The organism is Bacteroidota bacterium, assembly GCA_018692315.1.
Lineage (GTDB): Bacteria > Bacteroidota > Bacteroidia > Bacteroidales > JABHKC01 > JABHKC01.
The window spans coordinates 16,982-39,883 of sequence record JABHKC010000217.1 but is presented as its reverse complement, the minus strand read 5'-3'; the positions used below and the strand labels follow the sequence as shown (position 1 = coordinate 39,883).

The following is a 22,902-nucleotide window of genomic DNA, read 5'->3' as shown; positions in this document are numbered from 1 at the left end:
AAATAAAAAACCCACGATTTTTGGTCGTGGGTTTTTTGTTCTACTTTCAATATTTTTATAATTCTATCAAATATCCAAAATTCAGACTAAAGTTTCTGTTTAAGTTTGCTGTCCAGTAAGATTTCATATCATCAATTATTTGTGGAGCAAAACCATGCGAAAAGCGAGGATTAAAATCTATATAACCCGGTCCCACTTTGTATTTAAAACCAGCTCCAATAGAAATCCCAACATCGAACCTTATATGTCTTAGTTCTTTATATTCCGTATCTATATCTTCAAATTCATATTTTGTGCCGCTCTCAACATCTTTTGCGCCCATCCAAAATCCAACATAAGGTCCAAACTGTCCATAAGCAAACCAATTTCCTCTTCTATCTCCACCTCCCCAATTCCACATTGGTTTCAAATTCAGGTAACTTGTTCTGAATTTATATTTTTCATCAAAAATTTCAAAGCTTTCTCCTTTCTGAACCATAAGTAGCTCAAGTTGGAATTCTTTTGATTTATCTTTTTTAATATTGAGAACACCGCCAAAACTTGCTCCAACAATGGATCCAGAAAGGTCGTTAAAATCTTTCTGAATATCTTTATCATCAGAAATGTAAGTATGCGAAGCAATGTTTACTCCCAATCGTGGTCCTACAGAAATTTGAGCAACCATAGAATTTGCCACAAATAAAACAATAATAAAAGTTAATAATTTCTTCATTTTTCAATAATTTAATTAATATTTTGAGGCGAAAATAGTTTTTTTTTGTTTAAAGTAATAAAAAAAACATAATTTTTATATTTTTGATTTTTTAACTAAAATTAAGGTTATGAAAGTGTTAAAATGGATTTTTATTATTATCGTTATTATTGGACTTACAATACTTAGTTTTGCTTGGTATTCGGGTTTTTTCACCTCTGTCGAAATTGTTGAAAAGGAAATGGGACCCTACGAATTGATTTATAAAAAACACATAGGCGATTATAGTAAAACTCATATTGTTCAGAACGAAATTTACGAATCATTGTTGGCTGATGGTATTGAAACTACTCAAGGTTTTGGGATTTATTACGACGATCCAAATACTGTGGAAATAACCAAACTTAGAAGCGATTTGGGTTGTATTTTGAATTCTGAAAACTCGAAAAAAATTGAACCATTTTCAGCAAAATATAATATTAGAATAAAAGAAAAATCTCAGTGTATTGTAATTGAATTCCCTTTTAAAAATCAATTGTCAATTCTTGCAGGAATCATGAAAGCTTACCCTGCTTTTAAAGAATATGCTACAGAAAATGGAGTTGAACTAGGAGAAGCAATGGAAATTTACGATATTCCTAACAAAAAAATTGTTTATATGATGAATATTTAGGCATTGCAAAGAAATAACTTGCCCATTCAAGCTTGCACTTTTGCACGCAAACTTCGTTAAAAATACTCGCCGTAACTATAGCTATGCCTGTGTTTTTTGCCTTGTTATCGCACAAAATAACTTCGCTTGCTTTGGTCAGCATATTTCGTAGCAAAGCCTTAATGGAAAACTTTATTTGTTTTTGTAAATTGAAAATTATCAAAAACGATATCCAAAACCCCATTCGATGAAATCGGCTTTGCCAAGATGTGTTTTTACGCCCAGATTTGCAATATAGTGTTTAGAAAAGTAATAATTTAATCCGAACTTGTTGTATATGTTTCTATCTGCTTGCCATTTTGTATATAAATAATAGCCAATTTGCATATAATAGCTCAGTTTTCCGAAGTTAATTTTGTATCTGAGATGAATTCCTCCACGAAAGTTGTACAGTTTGGATAGATTTTCGACATTTTCTTTTTTGAGTTTTTCGTAAAGCGAGCTATTGTAAAAAATGTCAAAACCTAAACCAAGTCCATATTTTATGAAAATTGCTCTTTCAGCATCAAATGTTAGCGATGAAGTTAAAAATATATTTTCTCCGGGCGGATATATTCTTTTATAACCGGCAGAATAGACTATTTGAAAATTGTATGGATTTTGAATTTTTGGTTTTTGGGTAATGATTTTCGGTTTTTCTTCCTTTGAAAAAAAATATTTAATTCCTGTCTGAGCAGATAATATATTTAGTCCGAGATTTGGTTTTTTTATCGAACCATTTGAATAGTGCGTTAATCCGATTCCTAAGAGCAATTCAAGCTTTTTTGACAAACGAATTTTCTGATCGATCGCAAAATTTAGGTAAACGTTAGCATTCGAACCAATTGCCACATTATAGTAATTCTTGTCAATGTCAAATGGTTTAGTGATATATGATACTCCAAAGGCAAGATTGTAGTTTATTGAATATCTGGTGAATTTTAGCAATGGAACATTAATAAATGTAAATAGAGCATGAGCATTTCCCAACACTTCAGGATAGTTCAAATATGAGAAATAATAACCTAAACCAACTGTTGGATAACGGAATAATTGTTCCCATAGTTTTTCCCCATTTTTTTGCTGACTAAGTATTATTTCGAAAGATGGGATATGTCCTCTTTGCAAATATCTGATTGATGAACGATGGGGTGCAATAGTTCCATAGTTAAATTTATATTCTATGTTATCGAACTGAATAAATCTGTTTCTCTTTTGAGCTTTGGCTACGGAAAAGTATAATATTAATAATATAAAAAGGAATTTTTTCAAAATACAAGAATGTTCATTTCATTGGGTTGCGTTAACTTTTTCAAACAATTTTCAAATATAATTTGCAAAACTCCTGAAAATCTCAAGATTTTCTATTCTAAAAATCCACATATTTAAATATCAACAATTTCTTAAATTAAAATATTTTTTCAATATATGCAGAAATTCTTCAAAAATAAATTCGTTGGTAGCTATAATTTCTTTCCCAAATATATAATTGTTTCCTCCACAAAAATCGCTGACTTTTCCGCCGGCTTGTTCTACTATAAATGCACCGGCAGCAACGTCCCAAGGACTTAAACTATATTCGTAAAAGGCATCGAACCTGCCACAGGCAACATAAATCAGGTCTGTAGCAGCCGAGCCAAGCCTTCTGATTCCTATGGTTGTTTTAAGAAGTTCTTCCATACTTTTCATATACGCATTCAATTTTGAATAATCGTAATATGGAAAACCTGTTGCTAAAAACGAATCCATCAATTTCTTCTTATTTGAAACTTCTATTTCTTTTCCATTTAAGAAAGCAGGTGCCCCTTTCCATGAATAAAAACATTCGTTTTGTGAAATTTCGTAAACAACTCCCATAATAATTTTTTCATCTTCCATCAAAGCAATGCTGACGGCGTATGGGGGAATATTATGAATAAAGTTTGTAGTCCCATCAAGCGGATCTACTATCCAATTGTATTTTTCTCCTTCTCTAACAATGCTCCCTTCTTCGACAATATATCCGGCTTGGGGTAAAATCTTTTGCAAACCTGCAACAATTTTTTCTTCAGCGTTTTTGTCAACATATGTTACAAAATCGTGCAAGCCTTTTACTTCAATTAATTCTTTTGTTATTTTTCCTGATTCCTGGCGGATAAATCCACCAACTTCAATGGCCAAAGATTTTGTTTGTTCACAAATTTTTTTAATGTCCATGTTTATAGTTAATGTTTGTAGTTATTTGATAAGCAATTTTTTGCTATAATTATTGTTATTAGAAATTATCTTAACAATCACAATCTGATTTTCCAAATTTAGTTTTATCCTTTCAATTTCAATTGCTGAAATTTCTTTATCAAACAATTTTTTTCCAAGAATATCGAATATTTCAACAAATCCATCTTCCCTTATATTTTTTATATAAATGTTTTTTTCATAAGAAAATATTGAAATATCTGTAATTGAATTAGTTAATTCAGTAATTACAGGAGAAAAATGAATTATAAATCTATTTAAGTTATCTACAACATCCGAACTAAAGGTATAAACAGTATTTTGATTTAATTCAACAATTGCATTTTCTATTTGGTCCACAAGAAAAATCTGTGTTCCTGGTACAAAGTTTTCTAAATTTTCAACTGTCAAATTAAAAGTATCTTGCATTTGTGTTCTGAAACCCAGAGGGATAGATTGATTTGTTGATAGTTCAGAGAATCCATTTATAGCGAGTTGTTCATAGTTTTGGAGACTTGTATAAATCTGTGGCACTTCACTGTCTAAGCTAAATTTTTTGAAAGAGTCGAAATCGTCATATCCATCCACAGCATTTGAATTGAAATATATGATAGTTTCATCACTATATACGTTATTGTCAATTTTTAATTTTAATAATTTGTTTTGCGAATTATTTCCATTTTTGTAAAAAGCTTGGGAGTTGTGCTGTCTGACAGAGTTTGTCATCGTTAAAGTTCCGGTGGTTTGTCCGCTCGAAACTCGAACCCAAAATGCCTGCATGGCTGGAATATTTCTTGAACCTCCGTTAGTTGCAACTCCTCCAGTGTAGTTAAAAGTTGCATATCCACGTGTATTTCCATCATAAGTAGTTCTATACCAGATAGATGTTTCTATATTTGTTTTAGTCCAGCCAGCAACATCATCACCTGACTGCCCCCAATCAATTGCCGAAGGATATGGATTGCCAACTAAATTGTAGCCCTCGTTAGATTGACCACTTGTTCTGGTTAGATTGTCGGCAGAGCCTACACTACCAGTATTTAAAGAGCCAGAAAAAGATTTAGTAGTGGAGCCTAAATCAAATTTTTGGTATGAATATCCTTGCAAAACATTCAAATCTGTAGTTGTATTTTGAATTTGATTCCAGCCATGTGTTCCTGTGGCAGTTTCATTCCAAAAATAAAGCCTGTTATTATTGGCAGTAGAAAAATCAACATCAATATCAGCACTGCTTGCATCGCTTGTTGGTGGCGAAAAGTACCACCATCTCTCGGCTGAGAAAAAGCGTTCTACTTTAGCCGAACCTGAACTTGGATAGGATACTGAACCGTTATCTATAAAAGAACCTGTTTCGTTTGAACCTACTCCTGTAGATTTTATGATTAGAGCTTCGGCACCTGTTATTGTACTATTTCCATTCACAGTGAAATTTGCAGCAATTGGAATTTCAAATTTACCATCTGAGATTGTAAAAGTTCCATTTACAGTTGTGCTATTCGATAGAGAAACAGTTTCAGTTGCATGAGAATTTATAATTTCGATATTATTAATAGTTGTATTCATATCAGTTCCAGTTACTTGGGCTACACTTCCATTAAAAATATAGTTGGCAGTATTGTCATATGTTTTAGTTCCAGAAACAATTATATTTCCTGTTGAGTTGTTTATGCCATCTGCATCAGCTATCCCAATTGTTCCGCCTGAATTTAAGTTAAAAGTTCCGGTTCCTGATAGAGTTTTATCCTGACAATTTAAATATCCATCAATAGTAATTGCCCCATTAATAGTCCTACTTGCATGAAGTATAACTCCATTTGAATTGCTTACAGTAAGGCTGTTAGGGACATTTAATGTTGGAAATTCTGCATCTGTAGTGGTTTGTTCAGTTGTGCCATCATACTTTAAAATTCCGTTTGAAGTGAAAGCTATATTATTTGTGGTAGTTATTGTTCCACTCGAACTTAGTGTCAGAGTTCCATCTATGTCAAGGTCATTGCCGGTTATTTCTATATTTGTGGTTCCGCTATTAAATGTAACATTATTTACTTGCTGATTTATATTAATTAGAATGTCTTCAGTTCCTGATGAAGCACCATCGCCAACTATTATTGTTCCTCCACTCAAAGTTCCTTTTCTAATATATAAATCAGAATTTGAAAAAGCGGCATCTTGATTTGCAGTTAAAATATTTAATGTCCCTCCAGACATAGTGAAAGAGCTTACACCCAAAGCCACATAGAATGGATAATGTGTACTTGTTGAGCTAGTAAGACTTGAGTATGGGACGTTTATTGTTGCACCGTCTATTGTTACTGAACCGTTTGTGAAATAAAATCTTCCTCCTACATTTACAGTTCCAGATGATAGCGTTGTAGTTCCGCCATTATAATTATAGAATCTATCGTTGTCGCTTCCTATTGTAATTGTCCCACTTGTATTTACTGAAAAAGTTCCTGCATTTACAATGAAATCTTGACCACAAGACATACTTCCCGTTCCCGAAATTATCATTTTACCATTGACACTAATAGTTTGATTGCTTGCCGTACCACCAAACGAAAATGTTCCGGCACTTTGTTCCCAGGTTCCATTTGTATATGAAATTGCATTTGCAATACTCCCTGTTTCTGCGTCAATACTGCAAACTACTTTTCTGTCAATTGCTCCCCTATCTAATGTTATTCCTCCAAATTTCAGTTTCGTAGGAGTTCCGTTTGAGCTAATAGTAACATCTTCAACTAATGAACTATTAAACGAAACATCTACTCGTCTTGAGCTTGCACCGTACATATTAAAAGTGGCACTGTTTCCTACTGATAGATTCCCTGTAACTATTAGAGAATGTGTTCTGTTTGTTGATGAATTTACTGTGAACGATCCATTATCTGTAACCAAAACATTGCCCGAAACCGACAAAGTATAATCGGCAAGAGTTCCATATATTAGAGAGCCACTTGAGCCTTCGCCTACAGTTAGACTTAATATTGAATTTGCCGGAGTTTCATCAATGGTAATTGTATGACCATCAAGAATTGAAATATTTTCACCTACGCTAACACCAGGGATTTCTCCACTTATGGCATCGACCCAAGAAGATCCATTATATTTTTCCCATGAAGAAAATCCCGACCAGTTTCCAGTTGTTTTAGAGCGAAAATCGCCCGAAGTCTGACCAAAGATTGTATGGAAATTAAGAAATGTAAAAAAAGATAAAACTAAAATGGCTTTTAATATAAATTGCTTGGTTTTCATAATTCAAAATGTTTTACAAAAATTAATTTGTAAATCTATTAATTTTTTATGAAAATGATTCAATGAATTAAAAAAAATGTAAAAAATTATTTATAATTTAATCAAAGGTGATTCAATTACCCGATCTTATAAGTCGGAAATAGAAAATTTCATCTGATAGCTCTACGCTCTGTCTCGAAGTAATTCATTGTTCAAAATTTTTCATAAGAGATTTTCCTTATATAGAATAGATGTTAAATTTTAAACTCTCTGATTCCCTGCAAATCGAAATCGCAATTTATCCACTCATCGTCTAAATTGGCATTGCATTTTTTATACATTTCAATTGCCGGAATATTCCAATTAAGTACCTGCCAACGAACTCGTTTGCATTCTTCAGCTTTTGCAATTTCAAAGATTTTTTTCAGTAATTTGGTTCCTATTTTTTTCCCACGTTGCGATTTCTTTACATAAATATCGTCTAAATATAAAGATTTTCCAACCCATGTAAAATATGCAAAAAAGTAAACAGCCATTCCAACAATCTCATTCTCTTCGTTTTCGGCAACAAATGCCTGAAAATAGTCTTTTTCATTTTTCATTTGCTCTATCGAATTTGTAACTTTCTCGGGTGCTTTTTCAAAATCGGCAAGTTCTTTTATTAAAGAAAGAATTGCTGGAAAATCTTTGTTGGTGGCTTTTCTTATGATGAGACTCATTATTTTTGCTATGAAATTTCCGATTATTTATACATAGAGACACTACTTAGGTTAAAATGCAAATTATTTTATCAATTTAATTTCATTTTTATGTAATTCAACTATTTTGTTTTTATATAAATTTCCTAAGGCTTTTTTGAATGCTTTTTTACTCAATCCTAAAATGTATTTAATATTTTCAGGAGAACTTTTATCTGTCAATTCTAGTAATCCATTATTGTTTTTTAATGCCGATATTATAATTTCGGAATTTATATCAATACTGTTTTTGTAACCAATGGGTTCTAAACTTAGGTCGATTTTCCCATCTTCTCGAACCTGCTTTATAAATCCTGACATTTTATCGCCAGCTTGAATGTTTTTGTGAATGTCTGAATTAAATATTAAACCTTTGTATTTATTATTTACAATTGCATTTATTCCAAGTTCTGTTCTGTCGAAAAGAAGTAGGTCAACTTGGTCATTTTGTTTTACATCAATTTCATCGAAATGTAAAAACTTTTTCACTTTATTGGAGCCAATCAATCGGTTGGTTTCTTCATCTAAAAGGAGATATATCAAATACCAATTTCCAGCCTCCATTTTTTTTGTTTGTTCTCCAAAAGGAACAAATAAATCTTTTGCCAATCCCCAGTCCATGAATGCTCCGTATTCGTTTACATCTTTGGCTTGCAAAACAGCAAATTCTCCCAACTGAATAAAAGGTTTGAGATTTGTAGCAATTATCCGATTTTCTGAGTCTTTATAAATGAAAACTTCTATGTCGTCAGCAATTTTTAAATCTTCGCTTACATACGAATTTGGCAATAGGACTTCGTTTTTATCATCGTCAATAAGATAAAAGCCAAAATCACTATTTCTGGCAACAGTAAGTTTATTTGTTTTTCCAATTTCCATTCTAATTTCTTTAGTTGAATGAAGGTTTTGATTTAATTTGAATCAAAATTCAATTAAATCACCATCTGTTTATATTGTTTGGATATTATTCATTAGAATGCATACCCAATTGAAAATTCATATCTCCAGGTATTTGTTTCCTTTGGTAATATATCGCTTTCGTATCCTGTGAGGGTTGATATTCCCCAACCTAAGCCTACAAGTGTTTCGAAGAAGAATGGTGAATCGGGCTTTTTGTATTTATAGCCAAGAATTGCTCCACCTCCGAGATTATTTGCCTTTTCAGAAAAATCGTCTAAAGGAGTAAGGGATTCTTTAGTATATTTTACATCCATGTATCTTGCATAGAGTCCAGTAAACCAACCAGATGGGTTTCTACTGTGTGTTCTCGATCTGAAATAATATCTGTATGCCGGTGTTATTCCAAAGCCTATAATTTGTTTTTTCCATAATGTCTGACCAAATTCTTTCTTGCTGTCTTTTGCGTAACGACCGAAATCGGCACTTATGCAAAGAGTAGAGTAGCCATTTAAATTGTGTTCGAATCCCAAACCTACAAATTGAGTTGTAGCAAGACCTAAAAGATTGACTCTTGCATAATTAGTTTCTTGAGAATATATGTTATTAGCAATGAAGCTAATTGAAATAATAAGGGCTAATGCTAAAAAACTTTTTTTCATTTCTATTATTTTACAATAAATCCAATTGTTGCAAATATACTATTTCTATGAAAAATATTTATAGAAATGATAATTTGAATTTGATATGCTATAAATGAAAAATCCTCTCAATTCATATGAAAGTTTGAAAAGTGTAGAGTAACTTATTCGTTTTCCTCTTCTTTCAAGCTTAAATTATAGGTTTGCATTGCTTTTAGGCTCATTCCCATATTCGAAAATCCTCCATCGTGAAAGAGGTTTTGCATGGTGATTTTTTTCGTTAAGTCTGAGAATAAAGTTATGCAAAAGTCAGCGCATTCTTCAGCGGTGGCATTTCCGAGAGGCGACATTTTTTCCGTAAAATCCATCAATCCATCAATGCCTTTTACGCCACTTCCGGCTGTAGTTTTTGTTGGAGACTGAGAAATTGTATTCACACGAATATTTTTATCTCTGCCATAAATGTATCCAAAACTTCTGGTTATAGATTCAAGCAAAGATTTTGCATCTCCCATGTCATTATATCCGTATAAAGTTCGCTGCGAAGCAACATATGATAAGGCCACTACTGAGCCCCAATTATTGATAGCATCGAGTTTTCGCGCAACTTGCAACATTTTATGAAATGATATTGCTGATATATCCAATGTTTTATGAAAAAAGTCGTAATTTAAATCATCGTAGAGTCTGCCTTTTCTAACATTTAAGGACATTCCGATTGAATGAAGAATAAAGTCGATTTTTCCACCAAAAATCTCCATTGTTTTTGATATAAGATTTTCTAAGTCTTTTACATTTGTTGCATCTGCCGGAATAACCTGGGTGTTACATTTTTTCGCAAGTTCAGAAATTTCGCCAAATCTCATTGAAACAGGAGTATTTGTAAGAACAAATTCTGCCCCTTCTTCGTAAGCTCGTTCGGCAATATGCCAGGCAATAGAACTGTTATTTAGTGCTCCAAAAATTATTCCTTTTTTCCCTTTTAATAAATTATAAGCCATATCTAATTTTTTTCTGTCGCAAAAGTAAATAAAGATATTAGATATTAAGGTATTTAAATACTTTTATATATCAAAATAAATTGTAATGTGTTTAATAATTGCGTGTTAACCAATAAATGATTGTTTCTCACCTACCTATTTTTCTTCCTCAAAATCGATTTCAAAATATTAAAGAAATCAATTCAATTTTGGTATTAAAGCATTTGTTTGATTTCTATATACTATATAATCGTTGCCAAATTCCAAAAATAGTTCATGTTCTTCTTTGTAAATCATGAATTTATAAGCTATGAGCATAAAAACAGGAACTGTTAGTCCCAAAATTAATTTGGTGAGAATTACAATACCGGGAACAATAAGCAAAATTATTGAAGAGTATAATGGGTGCCTGACAATGCTATATATTCCTTTGGTAATTAGTTTATTATTTTTGAATGCAATTCTAAATGTAATTATTGAAACGATCATCATAATAAGTCCAAATGCAAGTAAACCAATTCCAAAAGTGTCTAAAAGAAGCATAGGTACATCTCTGATTATCAGTCTTTCGAAGAAAACAATATTTACAAAAACTACAATAATAGAATATATTATCGAAACTATTGCCCAATATATGCCTATTCCAAAAATACTTCTCTTTTTATTCATAATATATTCATTTTGTACTTTAGTTTTTAAGAAGTTCGCGTGCATTGTCGAAGGCAGCATCAGAAACACTTTCTCCGCTCAGCATTTTTGCAATTTCTTCAATTCTTTCTTTGTGATTCAATATCTTAATCTTTGTAGTTGTTCTTTTGTTTTCCGCATTTTTGAAAACATAATAGTGAATGTCTCCCTTTGCTGCAATTTGTGGCAAATGTGTTATATTTATTACTTGAATTTGTTCAGACATATTTTTTAAAATATCTCCCATTTTTGAAGCAATTTCGCTTGAAATTCCTGAATCTATTTCATCGAAAACTATTGTAGGAAGAACTAAAGATTTTGCCAATAAAGCTTTGATACTTAGCATAACACGAGATATTTCACCGCCAGAAGCAACTTTTGTAATGTCTTGCAAAGCTATCATTTTGTTTGCAGAAAAAAGCAAACTAATATTGTTGAAGCCTGTTTCAGAAAGTTCAGGTTTATCAGAAAGTTCTATCTTAAATTCAACGTCTGGCATTCCAAGCAATTTGAGCATTTCAGTTATTTTGTTTTCAATTGAAGGAATGGCTTTTTTGCGATTTTCCGAAATTTCCATAGCACTATTTACAGTCTTTTTTTCAAGCTCAAAAATTTCTTTTTCAAGTATTTGTATTTCTTCATCGAAAGAAGAAATTTTTAAAATATGAGCTTTCAGTTTATCCTGAATATCTAATAATTCTGAAACTGAATTTACTCTATGCTTAAGTTGTAAATTATAAATTAAGTCTAACCTTTGTTTAATAAAATCAATCTTTTCAGGATCTATTTCAATGTTGCTATTAAGTTTTTCAATTTCATCGCCAACATCTTTCAATTCAAAAAAGCAACTTTCAATTCGCTTATAAAGCTCTGCTGAATCTGCAACATACTTTATAGTTTTGTCAATATTATTGTTTATTTTTTTAAGTTGTGAAAGAACTGCGTTTGAACCCAATAAAATCTCCTCTGCTTCCGCAAAATTTAAATTAATCTCCTCTGCATGATTTAAGGTCTCGAGCTCTTTCTCGAAGTTTTCTTGCTCCTCTGTTTGTAAATTTGCTTTCTCTAACTCATTTAATTGATATAACAAATAATCGAGTTCTTTAGCTGATTTTTCTTCAGTTTCCTTTAATGTTTTATGTTTCTTTTTTAATTCTTGAAGTCTGAAATATTGTGATTGAAAATTGCTTATTGCTTTTAATTGTTTTGAAAAAGAATCAATCAATTGCAATTGAAAATTCGTATTGTTCAACAATAAATTTTGGTGCTGCGAATGAATATCAATAATTTGAAGCCTGAGTGTCTTTAAAATATTGATGTTTACGGGAGTATCGTTAATAAATGCTCTTGACTTTCCGTTTGAATTTATTTCGCGTCTGATTAGCAAAACTTGTTCATTGTCAATATCATTTTCTGAAAAGAAGCTATCTAACTTGAATTCTGAAACCGAAAATTCTCCTTCGATTATGCACTTTTTTGTGTCAGATTTAATTATTGAAGATTCAGCTCTTTGACCAAAAAGCAGAGATAATGCTCCAATAATAATTGATTTTCCTGCTCCTGTTTCGCCGGTAATAATAGAAAATCCATTGTTAAAATCTATTTCTAAATGTTCAATTAATGTATAATTTTTTATTATCAGACTTTTTAACATTGATTGAATTCAGATTATAAATTACAAATTAAAATATTTTTCATAGAAGAATAACTATTAGAGATACAATTAAATGAACTAATACTTTCCGCCCACACCTGACGTACCCTGAGTTGTACTGCCTTGTTCGCCTGATTTAATTTTGTTATATTTTGTGGAGTTTGCCGGATCTACTTCAGTAAGAATTTGAATTACCCTATTTTTTTCATCGGGGAAAGACTGCGAAAAAATATTCACTATTTCGTCGGCTTTAGCGTCGAAAAAAACTTGCATTAAGAACGATCCGGGTTTTTTTCTATGGGCAGTTTGCAGGAGTTTCAAACTTTCAGCAATTTCCGATCTGCCATCATTTACTTTTTCGCTCATAATATCTAATCCTAAACGATGGTAACGATAAGAGCATTCTCTCACTTCTTTATAGTTGTCGTCCAATAGATTGTCAATCAACCAGTATCTGTTTCGCAAGCTTTCGAAGGCTTTCCAACCTCTCTCTTGAGCATTTTGCGATTTCGAAACTATTTGTTCGGCTTTTTGAAAAAACGTTGAACCACCTAACATTCCGAAGGTGTCGTAATCGAATCCTAAAATTACATATGAATAATATGCCAGAATATTGACTAAATTCGATGATGTTCCTGTTTCATTAAATTCGAGAGGTTCAAATTCAACATATCTGATGTGAAAATTATTGTCAACATAGTTAAGTAGGACTGAATTGTACGAAGAATTGTAAACTGGTCGGCGAGCTTGAATTTGAATTTTTCCTTTAAATTCATCAACCGAAATTTCTTCGGTAAGCGTGATCATAATATTGCAATCAATTTTTTCGCTAATCCCAAAAACGTGTTCTGTCCACTTTTTGTTATTCATGAACTCGTATATTTCGCTTTGTAATGTCCTGAATATTTGTTTGTTAGTTCCTTGAATCTGCTGGGACATAACTTGAACTTTACAATCAAATTCCTGAGCAAAAATGCTTACTATTAGAAAATTTAAAAGAAAAATAAATGCAATTTTTTTCATTTTATAATTTATTGAAATTCAACATAATCAACTATTCTATCTACAATATCTTTTGCTACTTCTTTTTTGTGCTTCAACTTGTAATTTAAAATTTTATTGTTTTTAGAGATAATTGAGATTTTATTCGTATCGTGTTTAAATCCTGCTCCATTGTCTTTTAACGAGTTTAAAACAATTATATCAAGATTTTTTTTAATCATTTTTTTCTTGGCATTTTCAACTTCATTTTGCGTTTCAAGTGCAAATCCTACGAGAACTTGATTTTTTCTTTTCAGTTTCCCTAATTCGAAAGCAATATCTTTGGTAGCTTGCAATTCAATTGAAAAATTTCCATCCTTTTTTTTAATTTTTTCTCTCGACTTTTGAACTGGAGTATAATCGGCAACTGCTGCAGAAAGGATTGTTATGTCGGCTTTTGGAAAAATGTTGGAAGCTTCAATGTACATTTCTTCTGCCGAAACAACATTTACTACATTAATATTTTGATGAGAAATTTCTAATGAGCTGGGACCGCAAACCAAATGTACAAATCCACCTAAGTTTGCAATATGTTCGGCTAAAGCAAATCCCATTTTGCCGGAGGAATGATTTCCTATAAACCTCACTGGATCAATTGCTTCGTGAGTAGGACCAGCTGTTATCAGGAATACTTTATTTTTTAATTTGTTGCTTTTTGGGTAAAAAAAAACTTAATATTTTCGATTATTTTTTCAGGATCTTCCATTCTGCCTTTTCCTTCAAGGCCACTTGCAAGTTCACCGGCAGTGGGCTCTACAACAATATTCCCAAAAGTTTTTAGAGTTTCAATATTTTTTGTTGTAGCAGGATGCTGAAACATATCTAAGTCCATTGCTGGAGCTATCATAACAGGGCAGCGTGCTGATAGATATGTAGTTAGAAGTAAATTGTCGCAAATTCCATTTGCCATTTTTGCAATTGTATTTGCTGTTATTGGGGCAATTAGCATTAAATCAGCCCAAATTCCTAATTCAACGTGGCTATTCCATTGTCCATCATCGTGAGAAAAAAAGTCGTGCAGGACAGTATTTTTCGACAGAGTTGCAATTGTTACTGGTGTAATAAATTCTTTTGCATAGGGTGTCATAATTACTTTTACCTGAGCACCTTCTTTAATCAGCAACCTTATTAAATGTGCCGATTTGTAAGCTGCAATGCTACCGGTAATTCCTAATATAACTTTTTTTCCTGCTAATGAATTCATTAGTTATGTTTTCTAAGTTTTAAACTATTCGCTCAGAGGAGTATCAGGTTTTTTATCTTTTGCTGGATTTCTGTAATATATTTTTTTCTCCATATATTCTTCAGAAGCAATTAAAGTTGGTTTAGGAAGTTTTTCGTAAAACTTTGATATTTCAATTTGTTCCCTGTTTTCAAAAACTTCTTCAAGATTGTCGGTAAAAGAAGCAAATTCATCAAGCTTAGAGCTTAATTCTTTTTTTATTTCAGAAGAAATCTGATTTGAACGTTTTGCAATTATTGAAAGAGTTTCATAAATATTCCCGGTATCGCCTTCTAAAACATTTAAGTCGCGAGTAATTGTACTTAAAGGAGCTGTTGATTTTTTATAATCCATACTATTCTATTATTTTTACTTATTACTTAATTTATTTCTTGTGTTTTCGTATATTTTTTCTGCATTTTTTTTATCCGAGCAGTTCGGAAATTCATCAATTAGTTCGTAGTAGGAATCAATAGCTGATTGAAATCTTTCATTTTTCTTAGATTCGATACTATTTATTGCTAATAAATAGTATGATTTTAATTGAAAAAGTAAGAGTTTTTCTCGGTATTTTGAATCTGGAAAATCTTTTAAGCTTGTTTTTATTGCAAAAATTGCTGCTTTATAATCTCCAATATTAAAGTACAAAAGTGCATTATCGTACGATTTTTTTTCAAGTTTATGTCTAAGCTTATCAATTAATTCATTCGACTCTTCAATTTTTTCGCTTTCGGGATGCCTATTGATAAAAAGCTGAAGTTCTTCGATGGCTTTGTATGTATTCGATTGATCGAGACTTGATTTTGGAGAATCCATATAATAGCAATAGGCTGCCAAAAATTCAGCTTCTTCCGTGTGTTTGCTGTTCGGAAAGGTTTTTGAAAAGCTTGAGAAATAGTAACCAGCCATTATATAATCTTCCTGTCCATAGTGACAATATGCATAATAATAATATACTTTTTCGGCTTTTGAGGTACCTCTGTAAATAGGAATAAGTTCTTCGAATAAACCAATGGCTTTTAAGTATTCTTTTTCTTCATAATATTTTAAAGCCTCTTTATATTTTAATTCATAATCGGTGCTTTTTAGCAATTTTGAATATTTACTACAAGCTGATAAGGTAAGCAAAGCTACTAAGAATAAACCAATTAACTTATTTCTATTTCTAATCATGGCGCAAAGATATATCATTTTTAAAAATGGAAACGAAAAGTTTATTTATTTATTTATTTTCTGTAAAAAAAAAGTTTTCATAAAAGAAGCCATATCTTAAAATGTATTATTCAAAATATGGCTTATTTATAGTATATTTTCTATCTATCTTTTTATGATATTCAAATATTTGGTTGCTTCAAAATTTTCTGCTTTCATTTTGTAAAAATATGTTCCGGAAGGATAATTATTTGAACTAAACTCAATAGTTTGATTTCCAGCAGCAAAAGTCTCATTTATAAGGCATTCAATTTTTTCTCCTAATAAATTGTAGGTTGTTATTTCAACTTTCATCGATTTTGGCAAATAAAACTTAATTTGGGTTTTGCTTTTGAATGGGTTCGGAATGTTTTGATATAAAACTATATTCTGATTGTTCTGAACGGATTGGGAGAATTTTTCGATAACCGAAATTTTATTTTCGGAGAAATATTCGTCTCCTTCTATCCAATTTTCTACTTCGAGGATAATTTCGCATGTAGTTTTACTGTTTTTATCAAATTTATTTTCAGTACAAAGTTTGATAATAAACTTTTCGTCAGTTTCAATTCCATCTGCAATTTTCGACAATTTGTCGTTGCCCCAAATTGTAATTGCCATGTTTTTCCCTTGGTATGTAGCTTTTCCAACAAGTATTCCACTTTCGGAGAATACATTAATTTCTGAGCCAACTTTTGGTTTCACTGTCCAAGCATAGTTAGGAATTCCAAGAACCATATTGCTGCCTGTACTCTTTATTTGTGAATCGGGATTTGAATCATATGTTTCTGATTTTGATACATTTGAATATGTGTTTGCTGAGTAAATTAGAGTATCGGCAACTGTCAATTTAATTCTGTATCCTTGCCCAGGGTGCATGTCGCCAATATTATTAATAAAGTAGGTTGGCCAATAAACCAAACCGGATCCGCTTTTCACCATAATTATATTTTGAACAATATCGCTGAGCATTTGGTCTATTGGAGCCGAACTTTGGCGTAAATATCCTATGATGCTCCAACCTGAAACTATTGGTATTTCTGTAACTTCAGGAATTAGTATAATACCTTCTACATCTATTGTTTGAGCATTGAGCATTTTTACTAAATATCCTTGACCTGCAATCATATCTACAATATTATTGATAAAATATTCGGGCCAATAAACCAAGCCATTTCCACTTTTTATCATAATTATATCTTGAGAAATAGTTACAAAGACGGAATCTATATTTAATTCATTTGGTAAAATATATGTAGAGAAAATGCTCCATCCGGATGGTAAATCAAGGGTTTGGTTGGAAAAAGCATTTAAGCTTTCAATACCGCTAATTCCTTGATTTGAATATGTATTTGTGTTTGGAAATGTGGTTTGATCATAGCTTGCAATTGCTTGAAATTCTGTTTCCTCCGATGCATCCCATATTTTCCATTTAAGTACTTCTCCAACGACAAATCCATCGTCTCCGATATCTGCTCCCCAGGCTGTTATAGAATTTGTTATTCCTTCCCACAAAAGAGAGCCTGCGCAAACTAAGGTTCCGACCGAATCGTAGAAAGTTCCGATCCAGTCGCCATTTTCTATAGGAATTCCATTTATTGTAATATTTGCAGTATTTGGTATTAAAATTACATGATTATCAGTGGTAATTTGTGGTATGTTCCAATTTGGTGATGATAAAATTGAGTTTTCGACATTAGTACTACCCGGACTTGTATTATTAAATGATTCCCAGTTTGTAGTTCCGTCAGGATACCTTCCAAAGGAAGTATCAGCAATTTGCTGTCCGAAAGTTATAGAATCAAGCCATACTAAGTTTTGTCCATCGAATTGACTAATACCGATTTGTTCGCCGGAACCAGATAGTTTCAAACCTAAATGCAATATTCCTTGTTCAGTATCATTATCGGCCCAAAGTACTAAAAATCCTCCGGGAGCAATTGTTGTGGAGTCGGGATAAGTATTTGGAATTTGATACAGGCTTTGGTTGGCTAAGGAATCTGTAAAATACAATCCGCCAATATCTATAGGACTTGTTCCTGCATTGTACAATTCTATCCAATCTTCGTTTTCGCCGTAGTTATCAACAATATCGCCAGTATTTGATGCAAGAAGTTCGTTTATATACAAATCGTTGATTGATTGAATATTTGGACTTCCATAAATATTTGGAGCTCTGAAAGAAGTAGTACTAAAATATTCCAATGTGCTCGAACCATCGGGATATCTTCCAAAAGAAATGTCATCAGATTGAATTCCAAAGCTTAGGGAATCTATAATAATTGTATCGTTTCCTAAAACTTGAACAATAGCAATATTTTCGCCGCTTCCTGTAAGTTTAATATTAGTATGCAAGATTCCTTGAGTCGTATCTTTATCAGCCCAAAGTACCAGAAATTCTCCCGGTTGAATTGTAGTTGAGTCGGGATAACTGTCTGGGATTTGCCACATAGTTGGATTCGTCAAATTGTCTGTAATGAACAATCCACCAATATTCACAGCAATAGTATCAGCATTGTACAGTTCAATCCAATCATCATATTCGCCAGAGTTATCTGTTGTATCTCCAACATTTATTGCGAGAAACTCGTTTATGAATAAATTTGAAATTTCTGTAGGGGGATTAACTGTCGTATTTGAAATGTTCGAACTGCCGGGTGTTGTTGTTAGAAAATATTCCCAATCAATAGTTCCGTCAGGATATCTTCCGAATGAAGTATCTGGAAATTGTTGTCCGAAGGTGATAGAGTCAAGATAAACTAAATTTTGACCGTTGAATTGGCTAATTCCGATTTGTTCGCCGGAGCCAGACAGTTTCAAACCTAAATGTAAAATTCCCTGTTCTATATTATTATCGGCCCAAAGTACTAAGTATTCTTGGGGAGCAATTGTAGTTGAGTCGGGGTAAGTAGTTGGAATTTGATATAAACTTTGGTTTGGAAAAGTATCAGTCAAATACAAACCACCAATGTCAACAGGACTTTGTCCGGCATTGTAAATTTCTATCCAATCTTCATTTTCGTTATAATTGTCAACAATATCATTATTATTGGATGCGAGAAGTTCGTTTATATATAAATCAGTAATTGTTTGGAAATTCGGACTTCCATAAACATTTGGAGCTTCGAAAGAAGTAGTGCTGAAATATTCTAATGTACTTGTGCCATCAGGGTATCTTCCGTAAGAAATATCTTCAGATTGAATTCCAAATGATAATGAATCTATAATAATGGTGTCGTTTCCTAACACTTGAACAATTGCAATACTTTCGCCTGTTCCGCCAAGTTTAATATCGGTGTGCAAGATTCCTTGACCTACATTTTTATCTGCCCATAGTACAAGAAATTCTCCGGGTTGAATTGTAGTTGAATCAGGCGAATTGTGCGGAATTTGCCACATTGTTAAATTTGTCAGATCGTCGGTAATGTACATGCCTCCTATATTTACAGCAATTGAATCTGCATTATATAATTCTATCCAATCATCGTATTCTCCATAGTTATCTGTTGTGTCGGTTAAATTTACAGCAAGAAATTCGTTTATAAATAAATTAGTAATTTCAGAAGTAGGTAGTCCAGCAGTATCAGAAATATTTTCATAGCCTGGTGTAGTTATTCTGAAATGTTCCCAATTGTTTGTTCCATCAGTATATCTGCCAAAAGATGTGTCTGAATACTGTTGTACATAAGAAACAGAGTCGATGAAATTTGTAATGCCTTGAATGGATGTTAATAAGCCGATTTGTTCTCCGCTTCCGCTAAGTTTAAAATCAAGATGCAGGATTCCTTGCTCGGGTTGATTGTCTGCCCAAAATACAAGAAATTCTCCGGCTTGGATTGTTGTAGAATCCGGATAAGTTGTAGGAATTTGCCATTTTAATGGATTTGAAAAATCGTCAGTAAAATAAAATCCACCTAAGTCAATTGCCATAGTATCCGCATTGTATATTTCAATCCAGTCTTCATATTCGGCATAGTTGTCAGTGATATCAGAATTGTTTGAAACGAGAAACTCGTTGATGAATAGATTGTATGTTGGAGGGGGGGTATATGTAGAGTCAACAACGAATATTGCAGTGTAGGTAGAATCGGAAATTGTCGAAACTACTCTAATTTGCGTAGTGTCGCCATCCGACCATGAGTCAAAGAGGTAACCAGTATTTGGGATTGCAGTAATTGTTACAGGGACACCATCGAAATATCTTCCTTCCCAAGGATAAACTGATGAAGAAACTCCAGATAATTCTTCATTAATTGTAATTGTATTAATTTTTATATTTCCTGCTACGATATCAGATACATCAAGGCTTATTGTGTCAATTTCATTTATTGTGTTTGTAAACCAACCTTCGAGTTGTTGAAAGATATAATTGGGTCTTTCCTCTGCAAAAGTGTGCACTTTCCCAATATGGGATGAATGTGTACTTGAGGATGGATAATTCCATCTGTCTCTGTGAATTATGAACTCATCTTCGATACGATCTTCAAATATATATAATTGTTCTGTTGTATGTTCTTTTTTAAAGCTAGAGTTAAGGAGATCTGCAAATCGAGTTATAAATTTTTCTCTAAATTCTGGATTTCCAGGGATTGAAGAATCGCTTGGTACTCCTACTAAATGTCGCATAAACTTTGCTGACCATCCGGTATTATTGAATTTTGTTTGGATTAAGTTATTTGAGTATGATGAAGTTCGATCAAAACCTAAATCTAAATCAAAAGTTAACCAACGCCATCTCCCATCTTTTGGATATGGTGCGTTTGGATTATAAGAACCTCTATACCTAAAAAACTTGATGTTGTTTTGAGGCCAGTCAGTATTATTTACAAAAAATTCAGTTGCAAGATAATCAATGTAGTTTTCTACATCAATTTTCGTTTTTACATAAGCATAGTTGCTTGAATCTGTCATATCCATATCATCGACAAATTCATCAAGTAGATCCCAGTCATTTTCATCTCCTTCTATTGGTACAGCATCTAATTCAAGTAAGTCTAAACTATCTTCAGGAATATTGTATTTGGTTTCGAAAAAGTATTTGTCAAATCGTTCTCTAATGTTGTGAATACCCCAAAATTCGCCATTAAGAAACACTATTGAAGGTCTGTATGATTGAGTTATAGAATGTTCTTCCGGGACAATGCTTTGCATAAATGCATCTCTAAAATATAAATATTGACAATCATTTCCTGAGTTTCTTAAAAGAAATCGTTTGAAAACACCTACTTCATAATCTGGAAATAATTGATAATTGAGTTGGCTTAATCCATATTCTGAACGCAAGTAAATTCGAAGCGATTTAATATTCATGGTTCTGGTTAAGTGTCCTTGAATTCTAACACCTCCATCAAATGAAAAATCCTTTACTCCACTTTCATTAAAAAATTCAACATGAATTGGACGTTCCCACTCAATACCTGATTGGGAATAATTTGCTGTAGTCCATGCATATGTACTAGAATAAGTAGGGTCATAGTTGGCACCTGGTATATATATGCCTATAGTGGAGTCATAAAGATTCAAAGAATCAGTAACTAAAGAAAAAATGGGAATTGAATATTTGTTATGAATATCTTGATCTACAAGAAAGGATTTTGTTATTATTTTGCTTGAAATAGCACCATTTTTTTTGCAAATTGCTCTAATTGTACTGATTTTGAAAACATCAGCTTCATCGGGCAAATGCCATGAATTGAATCCCTGATAAGATTCTGTGAATGTAGTTCTTATTCCTGCAATTGAAAATAGTTCACCAATGCGGGATTTTATAAGAATTGAGTCGGTAACCATCTCGGAGTTCTCATCAGGAACAGATCCATCTCTGGTAATATATATTGTGTCGTCAGGATTTATGGAGCTAAGCTTTAAATAGAAAGAGTCTAAATAAAGACCAGCATCATGAGAAAATACAGGGGGATTTAAAATTTCAATTATAGGGGCACTATTATTGCTTGTGCCTGGCGTAGGATTTTGAAAATTTTGGAAAGTTTGACTACCATCAGGAATTCTTCCAAATGAAATATCTGTTAATTGTATTCCAAAGGTTATGGTATCTGAAAAAATATATTCACCGTTGATGAATTGTGAAATTCCAATTTGTTCGCCACCTGAGCTTAATTTGAAATTAGTGTGCATAATTCCTTGCGAAGTTTCATTATCTGCCCAAAATAGTAAAAATCCTCCAGGAAGAATTGTAGTTGATACAGAATCGGTATTTGGAATTTGCCATTTTGAGGGATTGTTAAGGTCGTCTGTTAGGAAATATCCACTCATGTTAATGGTGTCATTACTAGGATTATAGATTTCAATCCAATCGTCGTATTCACCAAAATTATCAGTCAAAATTGAGTCGTTGGCTGTTATAAATTCGTTTATTAGCAAATTGCTATTAAATACTGGTAGATAACCAGAACTTGTGTCGTTTGGCAAATTGAATGATGATACAGAAAAATGGTATAAATCATTAGCTCCATCAGGAAATCTTCCGTAGGAATAATTGTTTGCAATACTGATTGAATCGAATTGATCTATCAAGCTTGTGTCTAAGGGAGAGTATAAAGATAAAACTTCGCCTGAGGAACTCAATTTGAAGTTCGTATGTATTTCTCCATTAGGATAAACAGTATCGTTTAATGAGGCCCAAATTATCAGGAAGCTATTTGCATCAATCATAATATTTGGGAAAACCCATTTTGTAGAATCATTTTCGTTGTCAGTAAGAAAATAGCCTTGCAAATTTATTGCTGAGGCTGATGAATTAAATAATTCAATCCAATCGGAAAAATTCCCATTAAAATCTGCAACTGTTGTATCATTTGACGGCATAATCTCATTTATGTACAATTGTTGAGAATAATTGGTTGTGTAAACAAAACAAATTGAAATTAGCACAATAAATTTTTTCATAATTTTTTTTTAGATTTCTATTTTATTTTTTACTACTCTAATGTTATTTTATTTTCAAGAATTAATTATTAAAGTATAAAATGAAACTGTTATTCATAAATGCAAATTTACTAATATTT

General features: G+C 32.2%; 15 protein-coding genes and 1 pseudogene. 1 reads left to right on the top strand and 15 read right to left on the bottom strand.

Annotated elements, in window-relative coordinates:
* Positions 1-55 precede the first annotated feature (55 nt).
* Entirely contained in the window at positions 56-712 is a 657-nt protein-coding gene (locus HN894_15985; protein MBT7144823.1) for a PorT family protein, read from the bottom strand.
* A gap of 109 nt (positions 713-821) precedes the next feature.
* On the opposite strand from HN894_15985, the gene HN894_15980 reads away from it, so the two are divergent.
* The gene (locus HN894_15980) at positions 822-1,364 is read left to right on the top strand and encodes a hypothetical protein (protein ID MBT7144822.1); all 543 of its coding nucleotides are present in this window, start codon (positions 822-824) and stop codon (positions 1,362-1,364) included.
* A 198-nt stretch (positions 1,365-1,562) separates the two neighbouring features.
* Here HN894_15980 and HN894_15975 read toward each other — a convergent pair whose 3' ends face one another.
* The 14 genes and pseudogenes from HN894_15975 to HN894_15910 all read right to left on the bottom strand — a co-directional run bounded on the left by HN894_15975 (position 1,563) and on the right by HN894_15910 (position 22,783).
* On the bottom strand, positions 1,563-2,654 hold the full coding sequence (locus HN894_15975) for a hypothetical protein (GenBank protein MBT7144821.1): 1,092 nt from the start codon (positions 2,652-2,654) through the stop codon (positions 1,563-1,565).
* Positions 2,655-2,774: 120 nt separating this feature from the next.
* Complete coding sequence (locus HN894_15970; protein ID MBT7144820.1) at positions 2,775-3,578, bottom strand: inositol monophosphatase; 804 nt, start codon at positions 3,576-3,578, stop codon at positions 2,775-2,777.
* Between the two features lie 21 nt (positions 3,579-3,599).
* Positions 3,600-6,848, bottom strand: a complete 3,249-nt coding sequence (locus HN894_15965) for a hypothetical protein (GenBank protein MBT7144819.1) — start codon at positions 6,846-6,848, stop codon at positions 3,600-3,602.
* Between the two features lie 233 nt (positions 6,849-7,081).
* On the bottom strand, positions 7,082-7,546 hold the full coding sequence (locus HN894_15960; protein ID MBT7144818.1) for a GNAT family N-acetyltransferase: 465 nt from the start codon (positions 7,544-7,546) through the stop codon (positions 7,082-7,084).
* Positions 7,547-7,609: 63 nt separating this feature from the next.
* Positions 7,610-8,449, bottom strand: a complete 840-nt coding sequence (locus HN894_15955; GenBank protein MBT7144817.1) for a GntR family transcriptional regulator — start codon at positions 8,447-8,449, stop codon at positions 7,610-7,612.
* Positions 8,450-8,535: 86 nt separating this feature from the next.
* A complete protein-coding gene (locus HN894_15950; protein MBT7144816.1) occupies positions 8,536-9,123 on the bottom strand; it encodes a DUF3575 domain-containing protein in 588 nt (195 codons plus the stop codon).
* Between the two features lie 143 nt (positions 9,124-9,266).
* Positions 9,267-10,103: an enoyl-ACP reductase gene (locus HN894_15945; protein ID MBT7144815.1), complete on the bottom strand. Its 837-nt coding sequence runs from the start codon at positions 10,101-10,103 to the stop codon at positions 9,267-9,269.
* Between the two features lie 177 nt (positions 10,104-10,280).
* Positions 10,281-10,751: an isoprenylcysteine carboxylmethyltransferase family protein gene (locus tag HN894_15940; GenBank protein ID MBT7144814.1), complete on the bottom strand. Its 471-nt coding sequence runs from the start codon at positions 10,749-10,751 to the stop codon at positions 10,281-10,283.
* A gap of 19 nt (positions 10,752-10,770) precedes the next feature.
* Positions 10,771-12,423, bottom strand: a complete 1,653-nt coding sequence (gene recN, locus HN894_15935) for a DNA repair protein RecN (protein MBT7144813.1) — start codon at positions 12,421-12,423, stop codon at positions 10,771-10,773.
* A gap of 78 nt (positions 12,424-12,501) precedes the next feature.
* Complete coding sequence (locus HN894_15930; protein ID MBT7144812.1) at positions 12,502-13,446, bottom strand: DUF4835 family protein; 945 nt, start codon at positions 13,444-13,446, stop codon at positions 12,502-12,504.
* Between the two features lie 8 nt (positions 13,447-13,454).
* Positions 13,455-14,668 (bottom strand): annotated as a pseudogene (gene coaBC / locus HN894_15925) (bifunctional phosphopantothenoylcysteine decarboxylase/phosphopantothenate--cysteine ligase CoaBC).
* Between the two features lie 24 nt (positions 14,669-14,692).
* Positions 14,693-15,040, bottom strand: a complete 348-nt coding sequence (locus HN894_15920) for a DNA-directed RNA polymerase subunit omega (protein MBT7144811.1) — start codon at positions 15,038-15,040, stop codon at positions 14,693-14,695.
* A gap of 15 nt (positions 15,041-15,055) precedes the next feature.
* On the bottom strand, positions 15,056-15,877 hold the full coding sequence (gene bamD, locus HN894_15915; protein ID MBT7144810.1) for an outer membrane protein assembly factor BamD: 822 nt from the start codon (positions 15,875-15,877) through the stop codon (positions 15,056-15,058).
* Positions 15,878-16,003: 126 nt separating this feature from the next.
* Positions 16,004-22,783 (bottom strand): T9SS type A sorting domain-containing protein, encoded by a 6,780-nt coding sequence (locus tag HN894_15910; GenBank protein MBT7144809.1) that lies wholly within the window; start codon positions 22,781-22,783, stop codon positions 16,004-16,006.
* Positions 22,784-22,902: the final 119 nt, after the last annotated feature.